The 21,775-nt window shown below is 60.4% G+C and carries 19 protein-coding genes and 3 tRNA genes; 3 read left to right on the top strand and 19 right to left on the bottom strand.

Annotated features, from left to right (window positions below; all coding sequences use genetic code 11):
* Nucleotides 1-120 precede the first annotated feature (120 nt).
* Both cra and AC1RL5_RS06240 read left to right on the top strand, forming a co-directional pair.
* Nucleotides 121-1,116: a catabolite repressor/activator gene (gene cra, locus AC1RL5_RS06245; protein WP_072451296.1), complete on the top strand. Its 996-nt coding sequence runs from the start codon at nucleotides 121-123 to the stop codon at nucleotides 1,114-1,116.
* A 3-nt stretch (nucleotides 1,117-1,119) separates the two neighbouring features.
* Entirely contained in the window at nucleotides 1,120-1,911 is a 792-nt protein-coding gene (locus AC1RL5_RS06240) for a TatD family hydrolase (protein ID WP_492589161.1), read from the top strand.
* On the opposite strand, the gene AC1RL5_RS06235 is transcribed toward AC1RL5_RS06240, so the two are convergent.
* From AC1RL5_RS06235 to AC1RL5_RS06215, 5 genes are all read right to left on the bottom strand, one after another.
* A complete protein-coding gene (locus tag AC1RL5_RS06235) occupies nucleotides 1,897-2,268 on the bottom strand; it encodes a hypothetical protein (RefSeq protein WP_072451298.1) in 372 nt (123 codons plus the stop codon). The two genes, AC1RL5_RS06240 and AC1RL5_RS06235, sit on opposite strands and share 15 nt — an antisense overlap.
* 196 nt (nucleotides 2,269-2,464) lie before the next feature.
* The gene (locus AC1RL5_RS06230; protein WP_404940408.1) at nucleotides 2,465-3,169 is read right to left on the bottom strand and encodes a methyl-accepting chemotaxis protein; all 705 of its coding nucleotides are present in this window, start codon (nucleotides 3,167-3,169) and stop codon (nucleotides 2,465-2,467) included.
* A 1,587-nt stretch (nucleotides 3,170-4,756) separates the two neighbouring features.
* Complete coding sequence (gene ampE, locus AC1RL5_RS06225) at nucleotides 4,757-5,593, bottom strand: regulatory signaling modulator protein AmpE (RefSeq protein WP_011059211.1); 837 nt, start codon at nucleotides 5,591-5,593, stop codon at nucleotides 4,757-4,759.
* Complete coding sequence (ampD, locus tag AC1RL5_RS06220) at nucleotides 5,590-6,150, bottom strand: 1,6-anhydro-N-acetylmuramyl-L-alanine amidase AmpD (RefSeq protein WP_072451300.1); 561 nt, start codon at nucleotides 6,148-6,150, stop codon at nucleotides 5,590-5,592. Before ampD ends, ampE begins: the two co-directional genes overlap by 4 nt.
* Nucleotides 6,151-6,213: 63 nt before the next feature.
* Nucleotides 6,214-8,442 carry a DUF1631 domain-containing protein gene (locus AC1RL5_RS06215; protein ID WP_492589160.1) on the bottom strand — a complete coding sequence of 743 codons (2,229 nt, stop codon included), beginning with the start codon at nucleotides 8,440-8,442 and terminating at the stop codon, nucleotides 6,214-6,216.
* Nucleotides 8,443-8,805: 363 nt separating this feature from the next.
* On the opposite strand from AC1RL5_RS06215, the gene nadC reads away from it, so the two are divergent.
* Entirely contained in the window at nucleotides 8,806-9,654 is an 849-nt protein-coding gene (gene nadC / locus AC1RL5_RS06210) for a carboxylating nicotinate-nucleotide diphosphorylase (protein ID WP_015634124.1), read from the top strand.
* A gap of 40 nt (nucleotides 9,655-9,694) precedes the next feature.
* Here nadC and AC1RL5_RS06205 read toward each other — a convergent pair whose 3' ends face one another.
* From AC1RL5_RS06205 to tpiA, 14 genes are all read right to left on the bottom strand, one after another.
* The gene (locus AC1RL5_RS06205) at nucleotides 9,695-9,991 is read right to left on the bottom strand and encodes a DUF6388 family protein (RefSeq protein ID WP_015634123.1); all 297 of its coding nucleotides are present in this window, start codon (nucleotides 9,989-9,991) and stop codon (nucleotides 9,695-9,697) included.
* A gap of 321 nt (nucleotides 9,992-10,312) precedes the next feature.
* Nucleotides 10,313-10,843 (bottom strand): hypothetical protein, encoded by a 531-nt coding sequence (locus AC1RL5_RS06200; RefSeq protein WP_065364627.1) that lies wholly within the window; start codon nucleotides 10,841-10,843, stop codon nucleotides 10,313-10,315.
* A 413-nt stretch (nucleotides 10,844-11,256) separates the two neighbouring features.
* A tRNA-Thr gene (locus tag AC1RL5_RS06195) sits at nucleotides 11,257-11,332 on the bottom strand.
* A 119-nt stretch (nucleotides 11,333-11,451) separates the two neighbouring features.
* On the bottom strand, nucleotides 11,452-13,557 hold the full coding sequence (gene pnp / locus AC1RL5_RS06190) for a polyribonucleotide nucleotidyltransferase (protein ID WP_492589159.1): 2,106 nt from the start codon (nucleotides 13,555-13,557) through the stop codon (nucleotides 11,452-11,454).
* Nucleotides 13,558-13,754: 197 nt separating this feature from the next.
* Nucleotides 13,755-14,024: a 30S ribosomal protein S15 gene (gene rpsO / locus AC1RL5_RS06185; RefSeq protein ID WP_011059205.1), complete on the bottom strand. Its 270-nt coding sequence runs from the start codon at nucleotides 14,022-14,024 to the stop codon at nucleotides 13,755-13,757.
* 115 nt (nucleotides 14,025-14,139) lie between these two features.
* Nucleotides 14,140-15,057, bottom strand: a complete 918-nt coding sequence (gene truB, locus AC1RL5_RS06180) for a tRNA pseudouridine(55) synthase TruB (RefSeq protein WP_011059204.1) — start codon at nucleotides 15,055-15,057, stop codon at nucleotides 14,140-14,142.
* 3 nt (nucleotides 15,058-15,060) lie between these two features.
* A complete protein-coding gene (gene rbfA / locus AC1RL5_RS06175; RefSeq protein ID WP_492589158.1) occupies nucleotides 15,061-15,462 on the bottom strand; it encodes a 30S ribosome-binding factor RbfA in 402 nt (133 codons plus the stop codon).
* Between the two features lie 159 nt (nucleotides 15,463-15,621).
* The gene (gene infB, locus AC1RL5_RS06170) at nucleotides 15,622-18,138 is read right to left on the bottom strand and encodes a translation initiation factor IF-2 (RefSeq protein WP_011059202.1); all 2,517 of its coding nucleotides are present in this window, start codon (nucleotides 18,136-18,138) and stop codon (nucleotides 15,622-15,624) included.
* A gap of 27 nt (nucleotides 18,139-18,165) precedes the next feature.
* Nucleotides 18,166-19,647: a transcription termination factor NusA gene (nusA, locus tag AC1RL5_RS06165; RefSeq protein WP_011059201.1), complete on the bottom strand. Its 1,482-nt coding sequence runs from the start codon at nucleotides 19,645-19,647 to the stop codon at nucleotides 18,166-18,168.
* A gap of 47 nt (nucleotides 19,648-19,694) precedes the next feature.
* Nucleotides 19,695-20,153, bottom strand: coding sequence for a ribosome maturation factor RimP (gene rimP, locus AC1RL5_RS06160; RefSeq protein ID WP_041120545.1), 459 nt, complete (start codon nucleotides 20,151-20,153; stop codon nucleotides 19,695-19,697).
* Nucleotides 20,154-20,283: 130 nt separating this feature from the next.
* A tRNA-Met gene (locus tag AC1RL5_RS06155) sits at nucleotides 20,284-20,360 on the bottom strand.
* Between the two features lie 96 nt (nucleotides 20,361-20,456).
* Nucleotides 20,457-20,542: transfer RNA gene (locus tag AC1RL5_RS06150), tRNA-Leu, on the bottom strand.
* A gap of 29 nt (nucleotides 20,543-20,571) precedes the next feature.
* The gene (gene secG, locus AC1RL5_RS06145) at nucleotides 20,572-20,955 is read right to left on the bottom strand and encodes a preprotein translocase subunit SecG (protein WP_015634120.1); all 384 of its coding nucleotides are present in this window, start codon (nucleotides 20,953-20,955) and stop codon (nucleotides 20,572-20,574) included.
* A 4-nt stretch (nucleotides 20,956-20,959) separates the two neighbouring features.
* Complete coding sequence (gene tpiA, locus AC1RL5_RS06140) at nucleotides 20,960-21,715, bottom strand: triose-phosphate isomerase (RefSeq protein ID WP_015634119.1); 756 nt, start codon at nucleotides 21,713-21,715, stop codon at nucleotides 20,960-20,962.
* Between the last annotated feature and the right edge of the window lie 60 nt (nucleotides 21,716-21,775).

Genomic DNA, 21,775 nt, shown 5'->3' with positions numbered 1-21,775 from the left:
TAATCTCGAGCGCTTGAAGTCCTTCTGGTCGATTGCCGGTTCCGACGTTGGTCGCCTGCCCAGATCAGGTAGGATTGGCGAAAATATCGGGGCAAGCACCAAAAACAAGGAAATCCCGGGTTGAAACTCAGTGATATCGCTCGCCTGGCCGGTGTGTCTGTGACCACCGCCAGTTACGTCATCAACGGCAAGGCCGAACAACAACGCATCAGCAACGCCACCGTGGAACGGGTGCGGGCGGTGGTGGAAGAACACGGCTTTACGCCCAACCCCCAGGCGGCCGGCTTGCGCAGCCGGCACACCCGTACCTTGGGTTTCATTCTCCCGGACCTGGAGAACCCCAGCTACGCACGCATCGCCAAGCTGCTGGAGCAAGGCGCCCGGGCCCGAGGGTATCAGCTGCTGATCGCCAGCTCCGACGACGCTCCGGACAGCGAGCGACAATTGCTCCAGCTGTTCCGCGCCCGGCGTTGCGACGCGCTATTCGTCGCCAGCTGCCTGCCGCCGGAAGACGACAGCTACCAGCAGTTGCAGGCCCAGGGCCTGCCGATCATCGCCATCGACCGGGTGATGCCGCCCGAGCTGTTCTGCTCGGTGATCAGCGATGACCTGCAAGCCAGCCTGCACCTGACCCAGAGCCTGCTTGAGCCTGAGCCCAAGCAGATCGTACTGATCGGTGCGCGCCCGGAACTGAGCATCAGCCAGGAGCGTGCCGCCGGTTTCCGCCAGGCCCTCGAGGGTTTCGGCGGCGAGGTGCTGATCGAGCACGGCGAAGCCTTCAGTCGTGATTGCGGCCGCCAGCTGATGGAAGAGCTGCTGCAGCGCCTGGGTCATCTGCCGGATGCCCTGGTGACCACCTCCTATGTCCTGCTGCAAGGGGTATTCGATGCCTTGCACGACTTCCCGCTCAAATCCCGGCCGCTGCGCCTGGGCACCTTTGGCGATACCCAGTTGCTGGATTTCCTGCCGCTGCCGGTCAACGCCATGGCCCAGCAGCATCAACTGATCGCCGAAAAAGCCCTGCAACTGGCCTTGGCGGCGATTGAAGAAGCGCATTACCAGCCTGGCGTTCAGGCCATCGCGCGGACCTTCAAACAGCGTATCCGACAGGCTTGAAGCATGGAGCTGATCGACAGCCACACCCATCTGGATTTTCCGGATTTCGACGACGACCGTGAGGCGCTGCTGGCGGACAGCCGCGCCCGGGGAGTCTCGCGAATGGTGGTGCTGGGGGTCTATCAGGCCAATTGGCAGCGGGTCTGGGACCTGGTGCAGAACGATGCCAGGTTATACGCGGCCTTTGGCCTGCACCCGGTCTATCTGGACGCTCATCAACCCGCCGACCTCAAGCAACTGGGCGACTGGCTGACACGCCTGGCGGGGCATCCGCAGCTGTGCGCGGTGGGCGAGATCGGCCTGGATTACTTTCTTGAACAACTGGACCGCGAACGCCAGCAATCGCTGTTCGAAGCCCAGTTGCAGCTGGCAGCGGACTTTCACTTGCCCGCCCTGCTACACGTGCGGCGCAGCCACGCGGCGGTGATCGCCACCTTGAAGCGCTTCAAGCTCAAGCGCGGCGGCATCATCCACGCCTTCGCCGGCAGCCGCGAGGAAGCCCGGGAATACCTCAAGCTCGGTTTCAAGCTGGGCTTGGGCGGCGCCGCTACCTGGCCCCAGGCCCTGCGCTTGCGCAAGGTGATCGCCGGGTTGCCCCTGGAGTCCGTGGTGCTGGAAACCGATTCACCGGACATGGCCCCGGCGATGTTCCCCGGCCAGCGCAACAGCCCGCAGCATTTGCCGGCCATCTGCGCCGCCCTGGCAGAGATCATCGGCATCACCTCCGAGCAACTGGCCAGCGCCAGCACCCGCAACGCCTGCGAACTGTTCGGCTGGTCTTCAGCCGGCCTGTAGCAGCAGTGGCCGGCGCTGGCGCCGACGGGCAATCCCCATCACCAGCAGGTAGCTCGCCAGCATCAGCGTGGAAACGCTCAGTTGCTGGCCCAGGCTCACCAGCCCGACCCACTCCAGCACCAGGGTCACCAGTAGCACCGTGGCACACAGCACGATCAGGGTCGCGCGCAGGGTGGCCAACGACCCCAGGGACTTGAGGCGCTTGATCTGCTGGGGGCAACTGAGCTTCAGCGGTTTGTGGCAATGGTGGCAGTTGAAGGGTTCGTGCAACGCCATGGCATTGAGTTGCCAGGGTTCGAGTTCAAGAAGGGTCTGGCAATGGGCGCAGCGGCCCTGGATTCCAGAAGTGGCAGTCATCAACGTATTTCCTCAGGGCCATGCAAGGCACATGGCCAACTGGTCGAACAGCCTGCGGGATCACCAGGGCTGAAAAATCAGACGCGCAGGAAAACAGGAAACACGCGACAAACAAAGCATTCATTTACTACCGATTGTATGCAAAGCAGCGAAGCCCCTGGTTTCCGGGGCCTCGCCAAGAGCGGGAGCACGTTGCTCAGACGCGGAAAGCGCCGATCAATTGCTTCAGTTGCACCACCTGGGCCGACAACTGCCGGCTGGCATCCTCGGTCTGGTGCGCGCCCTCGGCAGTACGCTCGCCGGCACGATTGATCTCGACGATGTTCTGGTCGATGTCGTGGGCCACCGCGGTCTGCTGCTCCACGGCCGCGGCGATCTGCTGGTTCTGGTCGACGATCATGCCTACTGCACCAAGGATGTTTTCCAGCGCCTGCTGGACCTTCTCCGACTGGTCCACCGTGCCGTTGGCCATGGCGTGGCTGCTGCCCATGGCCTTGACCGCCGCGCTGACGCCGCCATGCAGCTTGCCGATCATGTCCTCGATTTCCTCGGTGGACTGCTGGGTACGCTTGGCCAGGGTCCGTACCTCATCGGCGACCACCGCAAAACCACGGCCCTGCTCACCGGCGCGCGCGGCCTCGATGGCCGCATTGAGGGCCAGCAGGTTGGTCTGCTCGGCGATGCTCTTGATCACCTCCAGCACCCGGCTGATGGACTGGCTGTCGCTGGCCAGCTGGTTGATCACCAGCACCGACTGGTCGATCTCGCTGGCGAGCCGGGCAATGCTGCCCTGCTGGGACTCCACCAGCCCGCGGCCGCTGATGGTTTCGTCGTTCACGCTGTGGGCGCTGCTGACCGCCGCCGCGGCGCTGCGAGCCACTTCCTGGGAGGTGGCGGACATCTGGTTCATCGCCGTGGCCACTTGCTCGATCTGGGTGCGCTGGCCAGCCACGGCCTGATTGCTCTGGGCCGATACACTCTGCACTTGCCCGGCCTGGCGCTCCACCTCACTGACGGTGTGACCAACCCGCTCGATCAGGTCGTGGATTTTCAGCACGGTGCCGTTGAACACACTGCCCAGTTCCCCCAGTTCGTCGCGGCTGTGGGCGGTGAAGCTGACGGTCATGTCCCCCGCCGCTACCTTGTCCATCATTGCGCCCAGGCGCCGCAGAGTGGTGCGGGTGGAAGCGTAGAAACCGCCGTACAGGTAGACGATGGAGAGAAACACCAGGGCCAGGGCCGCCACCAGCAGCACCATGTGGCGACGGTTCTGCTCCAGGCGCTTTTGCAACTCGACATCCAGGAATTTCAAGGTGCCTTCATTGAGCTGGTAGGTCTGCGCCATCAGCCCGCTGACCTGGTCGTAGAAGGCCTGCCAGGGCGCATCCAGGGTATCGGCCATCACCACCTGCTCCTCGAACAGCTCGCTGGCCTGCTTGAGGCTGCCCTTGCTGGTCGTGGCCAGCGTGTCGAGAGCATCGTGGGCAGCGCGGCTGGACCCTAGGGCATCCTGCAACTTGAGCCCGTATTCGGCCTGGAGCTTTTCGATCTGTACCAGCAATTCGTCGAAACGCGTGCTGGACGAGGAATTGAGGAACCCCTGGCCCAGGGAGTAGGCGCCCATGGCCCGGCCTTCACCGAGGATCTGGGTAACCTGCGGGGTGACGCTGGTGATCAGCTCGCTGAGCTGGCGAATGTCACCCTGGCCATCGCGGCTCAGGCCCGACTGGCTGGCGATGATCTGGCTGAACAACTGCGCGCTGCCCAGCAACTTGCCGATCAGGCCGCTTTTGTTCAGCAGCGAGCTTTCCACTTGCTGGGTCTTGAAGGCGGCAACCAGTTCATCGCGCTTGGCGTTGAAGACCTCCACCTGCTGTGGGTCCGTGGTCACCGCCTGCAAGGCCTGCAGGCGTTCCAGCACGGATTTCTCCAGGGCCACGATCTTGCCTTCCAGGTCCCCTGCCTTGCCGGACTGACCGAGGCTGGCGTTGATCTGCACCAGGTTATTGAGGGTTTCCAGGTCTCGGCGCAGGGCCAGGCTGCTGCCCAGCAGGTCGAGGCTTTGCAGTTCGACCCGGGTGCCCTGGAATTCGCGGTAGGAGTCGCGCACCAGATAGAAGTTGGTCACCAGCATGGGTAGAAAGAACAGCACGCTGATCAGGCTGAACTTCATGCCGAAGCTCAGGCGGTTCATCAGCGCGACAGCGGGATAGAGCAAGCTCTTCACAAAGAAGTCTCCCTTTTCTTTTATTGTTATTGGCAGGCAGGCGAAGGCAGCAGATAGCCACTATTCGGCGCTCCGTCTGTATAGCTCAATTTCGTGGGAGGTTTTGTAACTTAAAGTTAACCGCCAGCGCGGCATCCAGGGGACGCTCGCGGGCTGTGGCGAGGGAGCTTGCTGCCGATCGACGGCGCAGCCGTCGCACTCTCTGCGATGCGCTGCGCCAGAAAACCCTCGGTGGGCGGTTGGGGCCAGCCCTTGCTTACCTCAGGCCAGGACGGTCCACAGGGCAAAGCCGGCGTACCAGAGCACCGCCGCCCGCAACAACAGCTCCCAGATACGATCCAGGCTATTGATACCTTCGGGCCCGACTTCCGGCGGCGGGATTTCCGCGGCCACCAGGCCGACCTTTTCCACCAACTGCGCGGCACCGATATGCCAGTTGAGCAACTCGTGGAGCATCACCCGCCCGACTGCGACAAAGTTGCCCACCAGGGCAAAACTCGCCGCCAGCAGGCGCACCGGCAACCAGTCGAAGGCATGTCGCAACTGCCCCGCGCGTTCGACCAGGGCGGGGTTCTTGCCATGTTCGGCGGCGAGAGCCAACAGGCGATAGCTCAGGGCCGCTACCGGCCCCAGCAGGAAGTACCAGAAGATCACCGCGAAGAAACTCTGGAAGGCCTGCCACAGCAGGTGGCCCTGCACTCGCTCCAGCAGTTGTTCGCCATTTTCGGCGCAGATGCCCAGGTCACGTTCTGCGACATGGGCTGCCGCTTGCAGATCCTCACGCCGCCAGGCGTCACGGAACGGGCCCAGCTCACCCAGCAGATCGCCGCGACCCAGGGCGTAGATCACCACCAGCAGGTGCACCGGCAGCGCCAGCAAGCCATAAGCGATGGGCTCCAGCACCAGCAGCAACAGCCCGAGCAGCGCCACCGGCAGCAACACCATGACGATCAGCAGCCACCACGGATGCCCGGCCATACGCGGGCTCGACTCCAGCCGCGCCAGTTCCCCCAGCCACCAGCCATCACGCTGTACCCGCTGGCGCAGGGCCGAGAACTTCTCGATCCACACCGCCAACAGCAACACCAGAAAACTCATTGTCCTTCCCCCTTCTCCAAGGCGGCACGAAAGCGTACCCAGTCGAATCCCGGGCCCGGGTCGGTCTTGCGCCCGGGCGCGATGTCGCTATGCCCGCAGATCCGTTGTGGCGTGATGTCGCTGAAGGCCCGCCGCAGTTGCCTGCTCAGGCTGATCAACGAGTGATATTGAGCATCGCTGAAAGGCTGATCATCGGTGCCTTCCAGTTCGATGCCCAGGGAAAAGTCGTTGCACGTCTCACGCCCCTGGAAACTCGAGACACCGGCATGCCAGGCCCGATCCAGGCAGGAAACGAATTGGGTGACGGCGCCGTCACGCTCGATCAGAAAATGCGCAGAAACACGCAGATCGGCGATCCCGGCAAAATAGGGATGCTCTGTGACATCAAGGCGATTCTGGAAGAATTCCTGCACCTTGCCGGTGCCGAACTGCCCCGGCGGCAGGCTGATGTTGTGAATCACCAGCAGGGAAATCTCGCCCGCCGGACGTTCATTGAAATTGGGTGACGGGCAATGCCGTACGCCATGACACCACCCCGTGGCAGGGTCCAGCCGCATACCGATTCCTTCAACTAAAGCCTTGGGTGGCCCAGTATGCCGCGTTATCCCCTCGGGTTGCGATCACTTGCCGTGATTGAGTCGCTGCAGGTTGCCGATCACCGATTCCAGGGCGCGGTCGAACAGCAGGGTGTCATCCAGGGCGCGCACTGCGCCGCGCTGGAACTCCAGGGCCAGGCCCATGCGCGTACGCTCCAGCACCTTCATGCCGGTGCGGTTGACGAACACGTATTTGGCCACCGGATGGGGAACAATCGCCGCCAGTTTGCAGCGCAGGGTGTTGTCCTCGTCCTCCAGGAATTCGACCCAGGCCCCAAGCCGCAGTTGATCCACCCATTGCACGCTGGGGTCGCTGGCCGGCAACGCCAGCGGCGCGACTTCCAGCGGGCCCTCTTCGGCACTGGGCAGGACAATCTCTTCGGCCACCACGATCATGTGTGCAGGGTCTGCTTCCAGTACGGCACCCTGCAGTTGCGGGGCCTGAGCCTCGCGCTCGAATGCCTGCAAGTGCAGGAGCTCCAGCTGGCTGAAGAACTCGCTGGTAGCGAAAGGATCGAAAGCCGCCGCGCTCAAACCCTCGCGCAGGCCCTTGAGCAACCCCGGCACCAGCGCCAGCAGACGCATGGCAGTATCCGGCTGTTCATGGCGCTGCACGCTCCAGATCAGCTCCAGCAGGGTCTGCTCCGCAGTTTGCCACTCTGGCGAGTCGTCGCCGTGCTTGAGGCAACTGAGCAGCATCACCTGGCTCCAGGCTTCGCGGACAAAATCCACCACCTTCTGCGGCAACACCTTGCCCAGCAGGGCGTCATTCAGGGCCTGCTCTACCCGGCGCCGGGCCAGCTCGGCCCTGGCCCGCCCTTCCTCGGCGTCACGGGTACGCTGCTCCAGCAACTCGGCGCGACGCCGCTCGTCGGCAGTGAAGGCCAGGAAGTCCGCCAGCAGCTCGGAGAAGATCGCCGGGTCATCGCTGAACTCGCTGAGCAGGCGTTGCACCACTTGCTCGATCCGCAGGTACAGACTGTCGCGCTGGTGGTCATCGCAACCGCCCCAGCCCATGGCTGCAGCGGCGATCTCATTGAGCAGGCGCCGGGCCGGGTGATTGCCGCGGCTGAAGAAACTCTTGTCCAGCACCGCCACCTTGAGCATGGGAATCTGCAGGCGGCCAATCAGCGCCTTGAGCGAGTCGGGCAGGTTGCGGTCATCGAGAATGCATTCGAAGAGCATGGCGATCAGGTTGATCACGTCTTCATCGGCCACATCCACCACCCGGGATTTGCCGCTCTTGACGCTGACCCGGGTGAGCAATTGTTCCAACTGGTTGCGCAGGTCGAAATCGTCCTGGGCGCTGGGCGCCGGCACGTATTGCTGCAGGTGCGACAGCAGGCGCATGAGGTCGCGGGTGGAAATCGGCTGGGTTTCGGCGCTGGCTTCCAGGGTCGGCGCCACGCTGCCACGCACATGAAACAGCAGGGTCTGCAGGGCGGCGAAAACTTCCTGCACGCTCTCGTCGAGCTGCGACTGGCTGGATTTCGCCGTGCCCCCCTCGGTCGCTGACGCACGGGCCTCGGCCTGGGCTCGATCGGCCGCCCGGCGGGCCGGAGCAGGCATCAGTTCCGGCAGGATCCCGGTGGCGATCAGCAGTTGGTTGGCTTCGGCATAGAGTTGTTCGGCATCGCTGAGCACATAACGCTCGAACAACTTGAGGATGATCAGCTTGACCTTGATTTCCACCCCCAGGCTGCGCCCGGCCTGGAGGAAATACTCGCAGAGCAGCGCCGGCCCCAGGGGGTTGTCCCCATCCACCAGGCGCCGCCCCAGCAGCACACTCAGGCGCTCCGTCAACTGCCCCAGGGCGAAGCCATCACGGTTGAGCACCTTGGCCACCATGGCATCCACCGCGACGGTCTTTTCCAAGTCATCGTGGGACGGATCCAGTGATGGGTCGTAGACCACGGCATGGGGAATGGCCATGGCCGGGTCATACTGCACCAGGCAGGCAAAAGCCTGGAAGAACGCCTCCAGGAAACCGCGCTCGATGCTCTTGCGCTTCAGCCGCAGGTCGCGCATGGCTTCGAAGAGGGTGTTTTGCTCGACGTTGTTGCGGGCCCGATCGGCCATTTCGAACAGGGTGTCATCAGCGTTATCAAACAGTTCCTGCAAGCCGTGGCGCAATTGCTGGGCGGCCTTGTCTCGGACCTGAAGCAGAATCACAGGCAGGCGGGCAAGCGGCGAAGCGGTCGCCTGATCTGTAGCGGCCTTGTGCAAAGGCACTACATTCCCGTCGTTGTGCATCCAAGCCTCCTGGAAAGGTTTTTCTTCGGTTCGAGATCAAGATTCAGTCAAGCCGACGACGCTCACAGCCGGCTCTCAGCGGAGGCGCATGCACTCCACTGCACTTCATTTAGGGGGAAGCCAAAGACACGTCAAAGCTATGACGTCAATTACAAGTCATATTATCTTGTAAAAGTCCCCTCTTGCGCCAGCAGACTCTGTGGCCTCCTCCGAAATAACCCCTAGCAACTCAAGAAAAGTCACTCCTATTCATCAGACAAAGCCATCCAGGACAGGTTCGCCAATGCCTTGCAGGCATTTGCCACCTTGGGTTCGCTGATCCCCTGGCCCTATAATCGGCGCACTTTGTTTGTGGAGCCCGTTATGCCGAATCTACGCCTCGCCGACCTGACCGCCGAAATCGAAGCCAACGTGCGCCGTGCGTTGCTGGAAGACATCGGCAGCGGCGACATCACCGCGCAACTGATCCCGGCCGAACGTCTGGCCAAGGCCACCATCATTACCCGCGAAGCCGCAGTAGTCGCCGGCACCGCCTGGGTCGATGCGGTCTTTCGCCAGCTGGACCCGCGGGTCGCTGTGCACTGGCAAGTAGCCGACGGTGAGCGGGTGGTGCCCAACCAGGTGCTTTTCCACCTCGAAGGCCCGGCCCGCTCGCTGCTCACCGGCGAGCGCAGTGCCCTGAACTTTCTGCAACTGCTGTCCGGCGTGGCCACCCGCGCGCGGTACCTGGCGGACTTTGTCGCCGATACCCAGGTCAAGCTGCTGGATACCCGCAAGACCCTGCCGGGCCTGCGCCTGGCACAGAAGTACGCGGTCACCTGCGGCGGTTGCCACAACCACCGCATCGGCCTGTATGACGCCTTCCTGATCAAGGAAAACCATATCGCTGCCTGCGGCGGTATCGCCCAGGCCATCAGCGCCGCCCACAGGATCGCCCCGGGCAAGCCGGTGGAAGTGGAAGTGGAAAGCCTGGAGGAACTGAAGGAGGCCCTGGCCGCTGGGGCCGACATCATCATGCTCGACGAACTGAGCCTGGACGACATGCGCGAGGCCGTGCGCCTGAACGCCGGCAAGGCCAAGCTCGAAGCCAGTGGCGGGATCAACGAAAGCACCTTGCGCCCGATCGCCGAGACCGGGGTGGATTACATTTCCATCGGTGCCATGACCAAGGACGTGAAAGCGCTGGACCTGTCCATGCGCTTGAGCCTCTGAGCCATGAAAAACGCCAGCCTGGTTCAGGCTGGCGTCGTGCTCAACCGTCGATCTCGTTGAGCTGCAGATAGTCCTCCAGGTCCATGCCCAGCGCTTCAGCAACTTCCTGATGCACCTCCAGGCGCATGGCCTTCAGTTCCTCCGGTGTTTCTGCCACCAGATCGAGCACCAGTTCCCATGGCTCGATGCCGCGGGATTCCGCCTCGTCCTCGAACGCCCATTGCGCCTGCTGCTTCTGCTCTTCCGGGCTCAGGGCGCTGATTTCCTCTTGCAAGGAAGGCGTGGCAGCCAGGTACCTTTCAAGCGCTACGTCGATTCTTGCCTCTTTAGGAATCATCTCGTTCTCTCTGATCGTGGGAATGGAAGATGGATCTGGATCGTTGGGATCTCTCTGCCGCAAAAAATCGTTGTGAACTTCGATTTATCTGGCCTTCAGAACCATTCTGGATCATCTGAAAACAGCATGCTGGTACTCAGACAGGGACCGAATATAGGACCTTTGGCCCACGATTTATATGACCTGATGCACCCATTGGAGAAAAACTCCAGGTTTTCCAAGCCATCGGCAGACGCCAGCCCGGCAGCACCCTCAGAGAACGAGATTTCGCAGATGCAGCCGCAGCGATATTTCATGCCGGTGTTTCACCAGGTTACGGAGCTAGGAACCCACAGCCGTAGCTGTTCCTTTTCTCAAGCAAGCTCCTGTCTGCCCGACATCGATAAGCCTTCTTAGATTATCGAGAATATCGAACTCCTTTACTTCCCCATCCTTGGCTATGAGGATCCCGGCTCTAGTCAGCCATAGATACCCTTCCTTGCTTTGATTAGGGATGACAGTGACTACGAAATTCAATGTCGGACTCTCTGGACGACTCTCCGGCACCTTGGTCTCAGTGAAATTGAAAGTCAGTTCATTATCATCGCCTGGTGAAACGCTTTGCGCGCTGACAACAGGCAGCCGAGCCCTTGAAGCAGCAGGAAACTCAGCGGAATACAACACACTTCCTCCCTGTACCTGCTTGGTTATTCTTAAGAAATATTGCTCCAGGTCTTTGGTGTTCGTTGGCGTCGTGCAGTCTTCGCCTTCAGCGGCAAAATATTCCCCTTCAAACTCATAAGAGGGTCCTTTCTCACAGGCTGCAAGGGACAGCGACACTACGCCGGCCAAAGCCAACTTCCACTTCTTCACACCGGTCACTCCATGATTTGCGGGCGTCATTATGCGCAATGCCCCTGGCTGCTACCACCCGGTTCATGACCCGCACAGGTGTGAGCAACTGGGCACTAACCTCGTCCAGACACAAAAACACCGAAACCAGATAAAGCCGGAAACTCAGTACAGGATGCTGAGTACAGGCGCGGAAAGTCTTCGTTGATACAAGTCTCTCTGGCTGCTAAATCCGCATGAACAATGAGGCGCACGTCCACAAACAACTATAGGAGCGCTCAATTGAATAGCACCGGGAACCTCTGAAACTTCCAGAGCACACTTTTGCGGGTGCTCCGTAGTTTCCTGCCTTTCAAGGGCGCTTATTCAAAGCCTGGCGAACTTTGTTGGGAGGGTGGGTTTAGACAGCCATAAACTGCTCTCAACCCGAAATGTGGTGCCGGAGACAGGAATCGAACCTGCGACCTTCGCGTTACGAGTGCGCTGCTCTACCGACTGAGCTACACCGGCGTGGGCTAAAACCTAGCACCAGCGCCCCGGGCCGGCAACCGAGAGGCTTTTATTGCAGATAGCAAAACGCCCCGAACCAGTCGGGGCGCCTGCTTGTTCAGCGTAAGGCTAAAGGGTGATTAAACGCCCGAAGCCTTGGCTGCTGCCACGTCTTTGATGGACAGCTTGATACGGCCGCGGTTGTCCACGTCCAGTACCAGCACTTCCACTTCCTGGCCTTCTTTCAGGATGTCGGTGACTTTCTCAACGCGAGCGTCGCTCAGCATGGAGATGTGCACCAGACCGTCCTTGCCCGGCAGGATGTTGACGAAGGCACCGAAATCGACGATGCGCTCAACCTTGCCGACGTAGATCTTGCCGATCTCGGCTTCCGCGGTGATGCCCAGAACGCGCTGACGCGCGGCCTCTGCAGCTTCCTTGGTTTCGCCGAAGATCTTGATCGAGCCGTCGTCTTCGATGTCGATCGAAGCCTTGGTTTCTTCACAGATCGCGCGGATGGTGGCGCCGCCTTTACCGATGACGTCACGGATCTTGTCGGTGTCGATCTTCATCGCGATCATGGTCGGAGCGTTGGCCGACAGCTCGGTACGGGACTGACCGATGATCTGGTTCATCTGACCGAGGATGTTCAGGCGAGCTTCCAGGGCCTGGCCCAGGGCGATCTCCATGATCTCTTCGGTGATGCCCTTGATCTTGATGTCCATCTGCAGCGCGGTGACGCCTTTGGCGGTACCGGCTACCTTGAAGTCCATGTCGCCCAGGTGGTCTTCGTCACCCAGGATGTCGGTCAGGACTGCGAACTTCTCGCCTTCCTTGACCAGGCCCATGGCGATACCGGCAACCGGCGCCTTCATTGGTACACCAGCGTCCATCAGCGCCAGGGAAGCACCGCACACGGAAGCCATGGAGCTGGAACCGTTGGACTCGGTGATTTCCGATACTACGCGGATGGTGTAAGGGAACACGTCGGCGGCTGGCAGCATGGCCTGGACCGAACGACGGGCCAGGCGGCCGTGACCGATTTCACGACGACCAGCGCCGCCCATGCGACCACACTCGCCCACCGAGAACGGAGGGAAGTTGTAGTGCAGCATGAAGGGGTCTTTCTTCTCGCCTTCCAGGGTGTCCAGCAGCTGTGCGTCACGGGCAGTACCCAGGGTCGCAACCACCAGGGCCTGGGTTTCGCCACGGGTGAACAGGGCCGAACCGTGAGTCTTGGGCAGTACGCCAACTTCGATGTTCAGCGGACGTACGGTGCGGGTGTCGCGGCCGTCGATACGCGGCTTGCCGTTGACGATGTTTTCGCGAACGGTGCGGTATTCGATCTCGCCGAAAGCGGCTTTGACGTCGGACGCCGAAGGCTGGCCTTCTTCACCGGAGAGCTTGGCGACCACCAGGTCTTTCAGCTCGCCCAGGCGAGCGTAACGGTCGGCCTTGACGGTGATGGTGTAAGCCTGGGAGATGGCTTCGCCGAACTCGGCACGGATAGCGCCCAGCAGTTCGGTGGCTTCTGGGGCAGCAGCCCAGTCCCAGGTAGGCTTGGCAGCTTCGGCGGCCAGCTCTTTGACAGCCTTGATCACCGACTGGAATTCGTCGTGGGCGAACAGTACAGCGCCCAGCATCTGGTCTTCGGTCAGCTCTTTGGCTTCCGATTCAACCATCAGTACGGCTTCTTCGGTACCGGCCACGACCATGTCCAGGCTCGAAGCAGCCAGTTGCTCGTAGGTCGGGTTCAGCAGGTAGCCGGTGCTTTCGTGGAAAGCCACGCGAGCGGCGCCGATCGGGCCGTCGAAAGGAATGCCGGAGATCGCCAGGGCAGCCGAGGTACCGATCATCGCAGCGATGTCCGGATCGGTCTTCTTGCTGGTGGAAACCACGGTGCAGACAACCTGCACTTCGTTCATGAAGCCTTCTGGGAACAGAGGGCGGATCGGACGGTCGATCAGACGCGAGGTCAGGGTTTCTTTCTCGGAAGGACGGCCTTCGCGCTTGAAGAAACCGCCAGGGATCTTACCGGCAGCGTAAGTCTTTTCCTGGTAGTGAACAGACAGAGGGAAGAAGCCCTTGCCTGGATCGGCTTGCTTGGCGCCAACCACGGTCACCAATACGCTGACGTCGTCGTCAACGGTGACCAATACTGCGCCGGAGGCCTGACGGGCGATACGGCCAGTCTCGAGGGTTACGGTCGACTGACCGAACTGGAATTTTTTGATTACCGGGTTCACGGTGTCCTACCTTCTTTGTGGCTCTTGGGGAAACTTGCTTCTTGCGAAATTCTTGGGCAATGCGGGGAATCGGCCCAGCCTTTATTGTCCAGGTAAAACAGTGCAGCAGATAAAACTTGAGGCTGGAAGCCTGCCATACGCCGGCGGAAAAACCGCTGACGCATGGCAAACAACCAACCTCATAGCGCAATCGCTGATTAGCGACGCAGACCCAGACGACCGATCAGGGTGCTGTAACGGCTCAGGTCCTTGCCTTTCAGGTAGTCCAGCAGCTTACGACGCTGGTTTACCATGCGGATCAGGCCACGACGGGAGTGGTGGTCTTTACCGTTGGCTTTGAAGTGACCTTGCAGTTTGTTGATGTTGGCGGTCAGCAGTGCAACTTGCACTTCTGGCGAACCAGTGTCACCAACAGCTTGCTGGTAGTCGGTTACGATCTGAGCTTTTTCTTCAACGCTGAGTGCCATGTGGGCAATCCTTATATCAGGAAACTGTTCAAGAACAGTTTCAACAGGCCAGGGACAAATCCCTGTATCTATAAATGAGTAGTGACCGTGCCTGTTAACAGCCACCCTCGTCCGGTCATTCTGACCGAATCAGTCGACGCGGCGCGATGCGCCCGTCTTCGCTCACTTCACCGATACCGATGAAGCGACCGTTGTGATCCTGTACCCGCACCATGCCGAACTTCGGTGCATCCGGGGCACGTACCGGCTGGCCGTTGAGCCAGTAGAACGCGCTGTGCTCCGAGAACTGCAGCAGCGGCCAATCCAGCAGACCGCTGTCCGATGGCATCAGGAAGCGGTCTACCGCTTCGTTGCCGCCTTCGGCGTGCACTGCTTCAAGCTCTTCCAGGGTGACCGTCTGGGCCAGGCTGAAAGGTCCGGCCTGGGTCCGTCGCAGTTCTGCAACGTAGGCACCACAGCCGAGCTTTTCACCGATATCTTCCACCAGGGTGCGGATATAGGTGCCTTTGCTGCAGTCCACCGCCAGGCGAGCAGTGTCACCTTCGAAGGCGAGCAATTCCAAGCGCGCAATAGTAACAGAACGCGGTTCACGCTCCACCACTTCCCCTGCACGAGCCAGTTTGTAGAGTGGCTGGCCATCGCGCTTGAGGGCCGAGTACATCGGCGGTATCTGCTTGATTTCGCCACGAAACTCCGGCAATACCGCCTCGATATCGGCACGACCAACGGTCACTTCGCGGGTCTGCAAAACTTCGCCTTCAGCGTCCGCGGTGGTGGTGGTCTTGCCCAACTGAGCCAGGGTTTCGTAACCCTTGTCGGAATCGAGCAGGTATTGCGAGAACTTGGTGGCCTCGCCAAAGCACAGCGGCAAAACGCCGGTGGCCAGGGGGTCGAGGCTACCGGTGTGGCCGGCCTTCTCGGCGTTGAGCAGCCAACGGACCTTCTGCAGCGCCGCGTTGGAGGTGAAGCCCAGCGGCTTGTCCAGGAGGATGATGCCGCTGACGTTACGACGGATACGCTTGACCTGAGCCACCGCTTACTCCTTGGCGTCTTCAGGGGCAGGCGCGTCGCCATGCTGGCTGTCTTCAGCCACGGCACGCTCGATCAGGGCCGACAGGTGCGCCCCGCGGGCCACGCTCTCGTCGTAATGGAAGTGCAGTTGCGGCACGCTGCGCAGCTTCATTTCCTTGGCCAATTGCATGCGCAGGAAACCTGCCGCCGAGTTCAGCACCTTGATGCTCTGGGCGATCTGCTCGGTGTTTTCCTGGCCCATCACGGTGATGAAGATCTTCGCGTGGCCGACGTCGCGGCTGACTTCCACGGCGGTGATGGTCACCAGTCCGACGCGTGGATCCTTGACTTCACGACGGATCAGTTGCGCCAGTTCGCGCTGCATCTGATCACCGATACGTTGGGTACGGCTGTATTCTTTTGCCATGTCTTGTTACCTGTTACTGCCTCACGGTGAAACCCGTGTGGTCTGAAAGCGGCAAACGCCCGGCCTGGCAGAAGCCAGACCGGGCGTTGCGTTTAGAGGCCGCCGAGGGCGCCGTGCATTTGCATGCGAGCGGCCATCAGGGCTCTTGAAGTGCGCGAGTCAGAGGCTGCGAGCAACCTGGACCTTCTCGAAGACTTCGATCTTGTCGCCGACTTTGACGTCGTTGTAGCTCTTCACGCCGATACCGCATTCCATGCCGGCACGTACTTCAGAGGCGTCATCCTTGAAGCGGCGCAGGGATTCCAGCTCGCCTTCGAAGATAACGATGTCTTCACGCAGTACGCGGATTGGACGGTTACGGTGCACGACACCTTCGATGACCATGCAACCGGCGATCGCGCCAAACTTCGGCGAGCGGAACACGTCGCGAACTTCGGCAACACCCAGGATGTTCTCCCGAACGTCGCTGCCCAGCATACCGGTCAGGGCTTTCTTGACGTCTTCGATGATGTCGTAGATCACGTTGTAGTAACGCATATCCAGACCTTCCTGCTCGACGATCTTGCGTGCGCCGGCATCGGCACGCACGTTGAAGCCGAACAGTACAGCGTTGGAGGCCAGTGCCAGGTTGGCGTCGCTTTCGGTGATACCACCGACGCCGCCGCCCACTACGCGCACTTGCACTTCGTCGTTGCCCAGGCCGTTCAGAGCGCCTTGCAGAGCTTCCAGCGAACCACGGACGTCGGATTTGAGGACGATGTTGAGCGTCTTCTTCTCTTCCTGGCCCATGCTTTCGAAGATGTTTTCCAGCTTGCCGGCGTGAGCACGGGCCAGCTTGACCTCGCGGAACTTGCCTTGACGGAACAGAGCCACTTCACGGGCTTTCTTCTCGTCGGCAACCACGCTCATCTCGTCGCCAGCGTCCGGAGTACCGTCCAGGCCGAGGATCTCGACCGGAATGGAAGGACCGGCTTCCTTGATTGGCTTGCCGTTCTCGTCGAGCATGGCGCGCACGCGGCCATAGTTCGAACCGACCAGCACCATGTCGCCTTGACGCAGCGTACCGTCCTGAACCAGCACGGTAGCTACCGGGCCGCGGCCCTTGTCGAGGCGGGACTCGACCACGACACCACGGCCCGGGGCCGAAGGAGTCGCCTTGAGTTCCAGGACTTCGGCCTGCAGCAGAACAGCTTCCAGCAGGTCGTCGACACCGGTACCCATTTTCGCGGAGACCGGTACGAATGGAGTATCACCACCCCAGTCTTCGGACGTCACGCCGTGAACCGAAAGCTCACTGCGGATACGGTCCAGGTCGGCGCCCGGCTTGTCGATCTTGTTCACCGCAACCACCAGCGGAACGCCGGCAGCTTGTGCGTGCTGAACGGCTTCAACGGTCTGCGGCATCACGCCGTCGTCCGCTGCAACCACCAGGATCACAATGTCGGTGGCCTTGGCACCACGGGCACGCATGGCGGTAAACGCGGCGTGACCAGGGGTGTCGAGGAAGGTGACCATGCCGCGCTCGGTTTCTACGTGGTAGGCACCGATGTGCTGGGTGATGCCGCCGGCCTCGCCCGCGGCCACTTTGGCGCGACGGATGTAGTCCAGCAACGAGGTCTTACCGTGGTCAACGTGGCCCATTACGGTCACGACCGGCGCACGGGCAACCGCTTCACCTTCGAACTTCAGGGACTCGGCCAGGGAATCTTCCAGGGCGGTGTCGCTGACCAGGGTCACTTTGTGGCCCAGTTCTTCAGCAACCAGCTGGGCAGTTTCCTGGTCCAGAACCTGGTTGATGGTGGCTGGAGTACCCAGCTTGAACATGAACTTGATGACTTCGGCAGCCTTGACCGACATCTGCTGGGCCAGTTCGCCCACAGTGATGGTCTCGCCGATCTGCACGTCACGTACCACTGGCCCGGTTGGGCTCTGGAAACCGTGGGCATTGCGCTTCTTCAGCTTGGCCTTGCCGCGACCACCACGACGGAAGCCATCGCTTTCTTCGTCGGTGGTACGTGGGGCAACGCGCGGAGCTGGCGCCTTTTCCTTGACCGAAGCACGATGCGGAGCATTTTTGCGCTCGCCATCGCCGCCACGACGGTTGTCGTCGTTGCGGGTCTTGTCCGGACGGCGCTGTTCGTCTTTCTTGCGCGCGTCAGCTGCTGGAGCCGCAGTGGCCACCGGAGCTTCCTGCACAGGCTCGACTACAGGTGCTGGAGCAGGAGCTGCTGCTTGCGCAGCAACCGGCTCGGCAACCGGAGCAGGCTGGCGACGCGCTTCTTCTTCGGCGCGACGCTTGGCTTCTTCTTCAGCCTTCTGACGAGCAGCATTTTCTACTGCGCGACGTTCTTCCAGTTCGCGTTGACGCTCGGCTTCGATTTCTTCCGGGCTGCGCTGTACGAAGACTTTCTTCTTGCGCACTTCAACGCTGATGCTCTTGCTGCCAGCAACCCGCAGGGTGCTGGTGGTCTTGCGCTGCAAAGTGATTTTGCGTGGTTCTTCCACTTTCGCCTTGTGGCTGCTTTTCAGGTGAGTCAGCAACGACTGCTTCTCACTGTCGCTCACATGTTCCTCGGCGGCGGTGTGCGGCAGACCTGCCTCACGCATCTGCTGCAGCAGGCGCTCTACCGGTGTTTTGACCTCATCGGCCAGTTGTTTCACCGTGACTTGCGTCATGCACTTCTCTCCTCAGGCCGCGCCTAATTACTCGAACCAGTGGGCTCGGGCGGCCATGATCAACTTGCCGGCACGATCATCGTCAATGCCGTCGATGTCGAGCAGGTCGTCAATAGACTGCTCGGCCAGGTCTTCGCGGGTAATTACGCCGCGCACCGCCAGTTCCATCGCCAAATCCTTGTCCATACCCTCAAGCGAGAGCAGGTCTTCGGCCGGATGGGCGTCTGCCAGCTTTTCCTCAGTAGCGATGGCTTTAGTCAACAAGCGATCCTTGGCCCGAGCGCGAAGCTCGTTGACGATATCTTCGTCAAAGCCGTCGATGTTGAGCATTTCTTCCAGCGGTACGTAGGCAATCTCTTCCAGGCTGGTGAAGCCTTCATCAACCAGAACCTGTGCCAGTTCTTCATCGACTTCCAGCTCGTCGATGAAATTGCGCAGGATGTCGCCGGTTTCTGCTTGCTGCTTGGCCTGGATGTCCGATTCGGTCATCACGTTCAGGGTCCAGCCAGTCAGTTGGCTGGCCAGACGCACGTTCTGACCACCACGACCGATGGCTTGAGCCAGATTGTCTGCGCCAACGGCGATGTCCATGGCATGGGCATCTTCGTCGACGATAATTGCCGCGACTTCGGCCGGCGACATGGCGTTGATCACGAACTGCGCCGGGTTCTCATCCCACAGGACGATATCCACACGCTCGCCACCCAACTCACCGGAAACGGCCTGGACGCGCGAACCGCGCATACCAATGCACGCGCCCTGCGGGTCGATGCGCTTGTCCTTGGAGCGAACTGCGATCTTGGCCCGCGAACCCGGATCACGGGAGGCGGCCATTACTTCGATCAGGCCTTCGGCAATTTCCGGCACCTCGATACGGAACAGCTCGATCAGCATTTCCGGCGCGGTACGCGACAGGATCAGCTGCGGGCCGCGGTTCTCGGTGCGGATTTCCTTGAGCAGCGCGCGCAGACGCACGCCAACCCGGAAAGTCTCACGGGAGATGATGTCTTCACGGGCCAGCAACGCCTCGGCGTTGTTACCCAGGTCGACGATCACGTTGTCACGTGTCACTTTTTTCACGGTGCCGGAGATGATTTCCCCCAGGCGCTCGCGATAGGCATCAACTACCTGTGCGCGCTCGGCTTCGCGAACCTTCTGCACGATGACCTGCTTGGCGGTCTGGGCAGCGATGCGGCCGAACTCGATGGATTCGATCTTTTCTTCGATCACATCACCGACTTTGGCGTCGGGATGGGTTTCGCGAGCCTTGCTCAACCAGGTCTCGACCGCTGGATCATCCAGGTCGGCCTCTTCGACCACCGTCCAGCGACGGAAAGTTTCGTAGGAACCGGTGTGGCGATTGATTTCCACACGCAGGTCTACTTCGTCCTCAAAACGCTTCTTGGTAGCAGTGGCCAGGGCCAGCTCCAGCGCTTCAAAAATTACGCTTGCCGGTACACCCTTTTCATTGGATACCGACTCAACAACCAGCAGTACTTCTTTGCTCATCGTACGCCTCGCCTTTCGCAAGCCATTGGATCCGCGGGATCCGCGTCTCAGTCAAAACTGGGAATTATGTTGGCCTTGTCGATCATATCGATCGGCAACAGGAACTCATGGTCATCCACTTGCACCACGACATCCTGTTCCTCCACCCCGCGGAGAAGGCCCTGAAAATTACGCCGACCTTCGAAGGGCGAGCGCAGTTTGATCTTCACTTGCTCACCGACATACTTGGCAAACTGTTCAAGAGTGAACAGTGGGCGTTCCATGCCAGGAGAGGAAACTTCAAGGGTGTATTCAACGGAAATCGGATCTTCTACGTCGAGAACACCACTGATCTGACGGCTGACGATGGCGCAATCGTCCACCAGCACGCCGCCTTCTTTATCGATATAAACGCGCAACAATGAGTGGCGACCCTGAGCCGAAAACTCAATACCCCAGCATTCATAGCCAAGGGCCACGACCACCGGGGCCAACAAGGCCTGCAACTGTTCTAGCTTGCTCGACACCTGAACCCCCTCGTGCATGCTTGTGCAAATAAAAAATGGGCGAAGCGCCCATCCCGGAAACGCCGTTGAATAGCGGCGTTGTAAAGTGTCCAGCTAACAAAAAGCCCCTGAAAAGGGGCTCCGCTAAAACTGGTTGCGGGGGCCGGATTTGAACCGACGACCTTCGGGTTATGAGCCCGACGAGCTACCAGACTGCTCCACCCCGCGACAAAGCTGGGGCGGAAGTATACGACTGATCCCTTTTTGGGTCAATGTAACCTTCCACCTACAAGAAAGCCCGCAACAGCGGGCTCTCCTGATAATTGGTACCGAGAAGGGGACTCGAACCCCTACACCCTATGGGCACAACCACCTCAAGGTTGCGTGTCTACCAATTCCACCACCTCGGCATAGACTACGTTACTGCGTGAAACTCTTCTTACTTCTGCTCTGGAGCTGGAGGTACGTCAGTCGCGCTGTTGGCCGACTTTTGCTCTTGGAGCACCGGGACATCATCAGAAGCCGGTTTTTGCTTTGGTACTTCAAGCACTGCTGGATCTGGCAAACCTACTTGAGTCAGCTGGTGAGCTTTCTCTTTAGCAAAGTAACCTAACCCCAAGCTGGTTATGAAGAAACCGGCGGCAAGTATAGCAGTAAACTTACTAAGAAAGGTAGAGGAACCTTGGCTTCCGAACACAGTATTTGAAGCACCTGCACCGAAAGACGCGCCAGCATCCGCACCTTTACCCTGCTGCAGCAAAACCAGAGCAACTACGCCCAGGGCACCCAGCAGATGAAAAACGACTACGACTGTTTCCAGCATTTTTTCAGTTTCCCGCGGCGCGACAGATCGCACCGAACTCATCTGCATTCAGGGAAGCTCCACCAATGAGCCCCCCATCGATATCCGGCATGCCGAACAGTTCGACCGCATTGGCCGCCTTCACGCTGCCGCCGTATAGAAGCCGCACACCTCGTGCCACTTCAGAATTTTCTGCCGCCAACTGCGCGCGGATAGCTGCGTGCACATCCTGCGCCTGTTGCGGTGTCGCAGTCAGCCCGGTACCAATGGCCCAGACCGGCTCGTAAGCGATAACTGCATTGGCGAACGCACCAACACCCAACTCTTCGATGATGCTGCCCAGCTGACGCCCGACAACCTCTAGAGTCTTCCCGGCTTCGCGCTGCTCGAGGGTCTCCCCTACACACAGAACCGGCTTCAAGCCACAGGCCTGCGCCGCTGCGAACTTGCGATTGAGAGTCGCGTCACGCTCACCCATGATCAGGCGGCGCTCGGAGTGCCCAACCAGCACCAGGGAACAACCTGCATCCACCAACTGACTCGGGGCGATCTCGCCCGTCAATGCACCTTGCATGGATTCCACCGCAGAGTTCTGCGCGCCGACCTGAATCGACTTACCCTTCAAGCCATCAATCACTTGATTGATATGCAAGCAAGGCGGGAATACCGCGACATCAACACCGCTTGGCAAGGCCAGATGACGAAGGCCGTTGATCAGCTCAGCGACGCTGGCGCGGGTACCGTGCATCTTCCAGTTACCAGCTACCATAGGGCGACGCATGCTGTACCTCGTCGGTCAAAGTGGGCGCAGATGTTACCCAACCAAAACAACACTGGCAAG

This window comes from Pseudomonas sp. GW822-FHT06D10 (assembly GCF_058799535.1).
The sequence above is the reverse complement of the archived record's forward strand: the minus strand, read 5'-3'. Positions and strand labels throughout refer to the sequence as shown.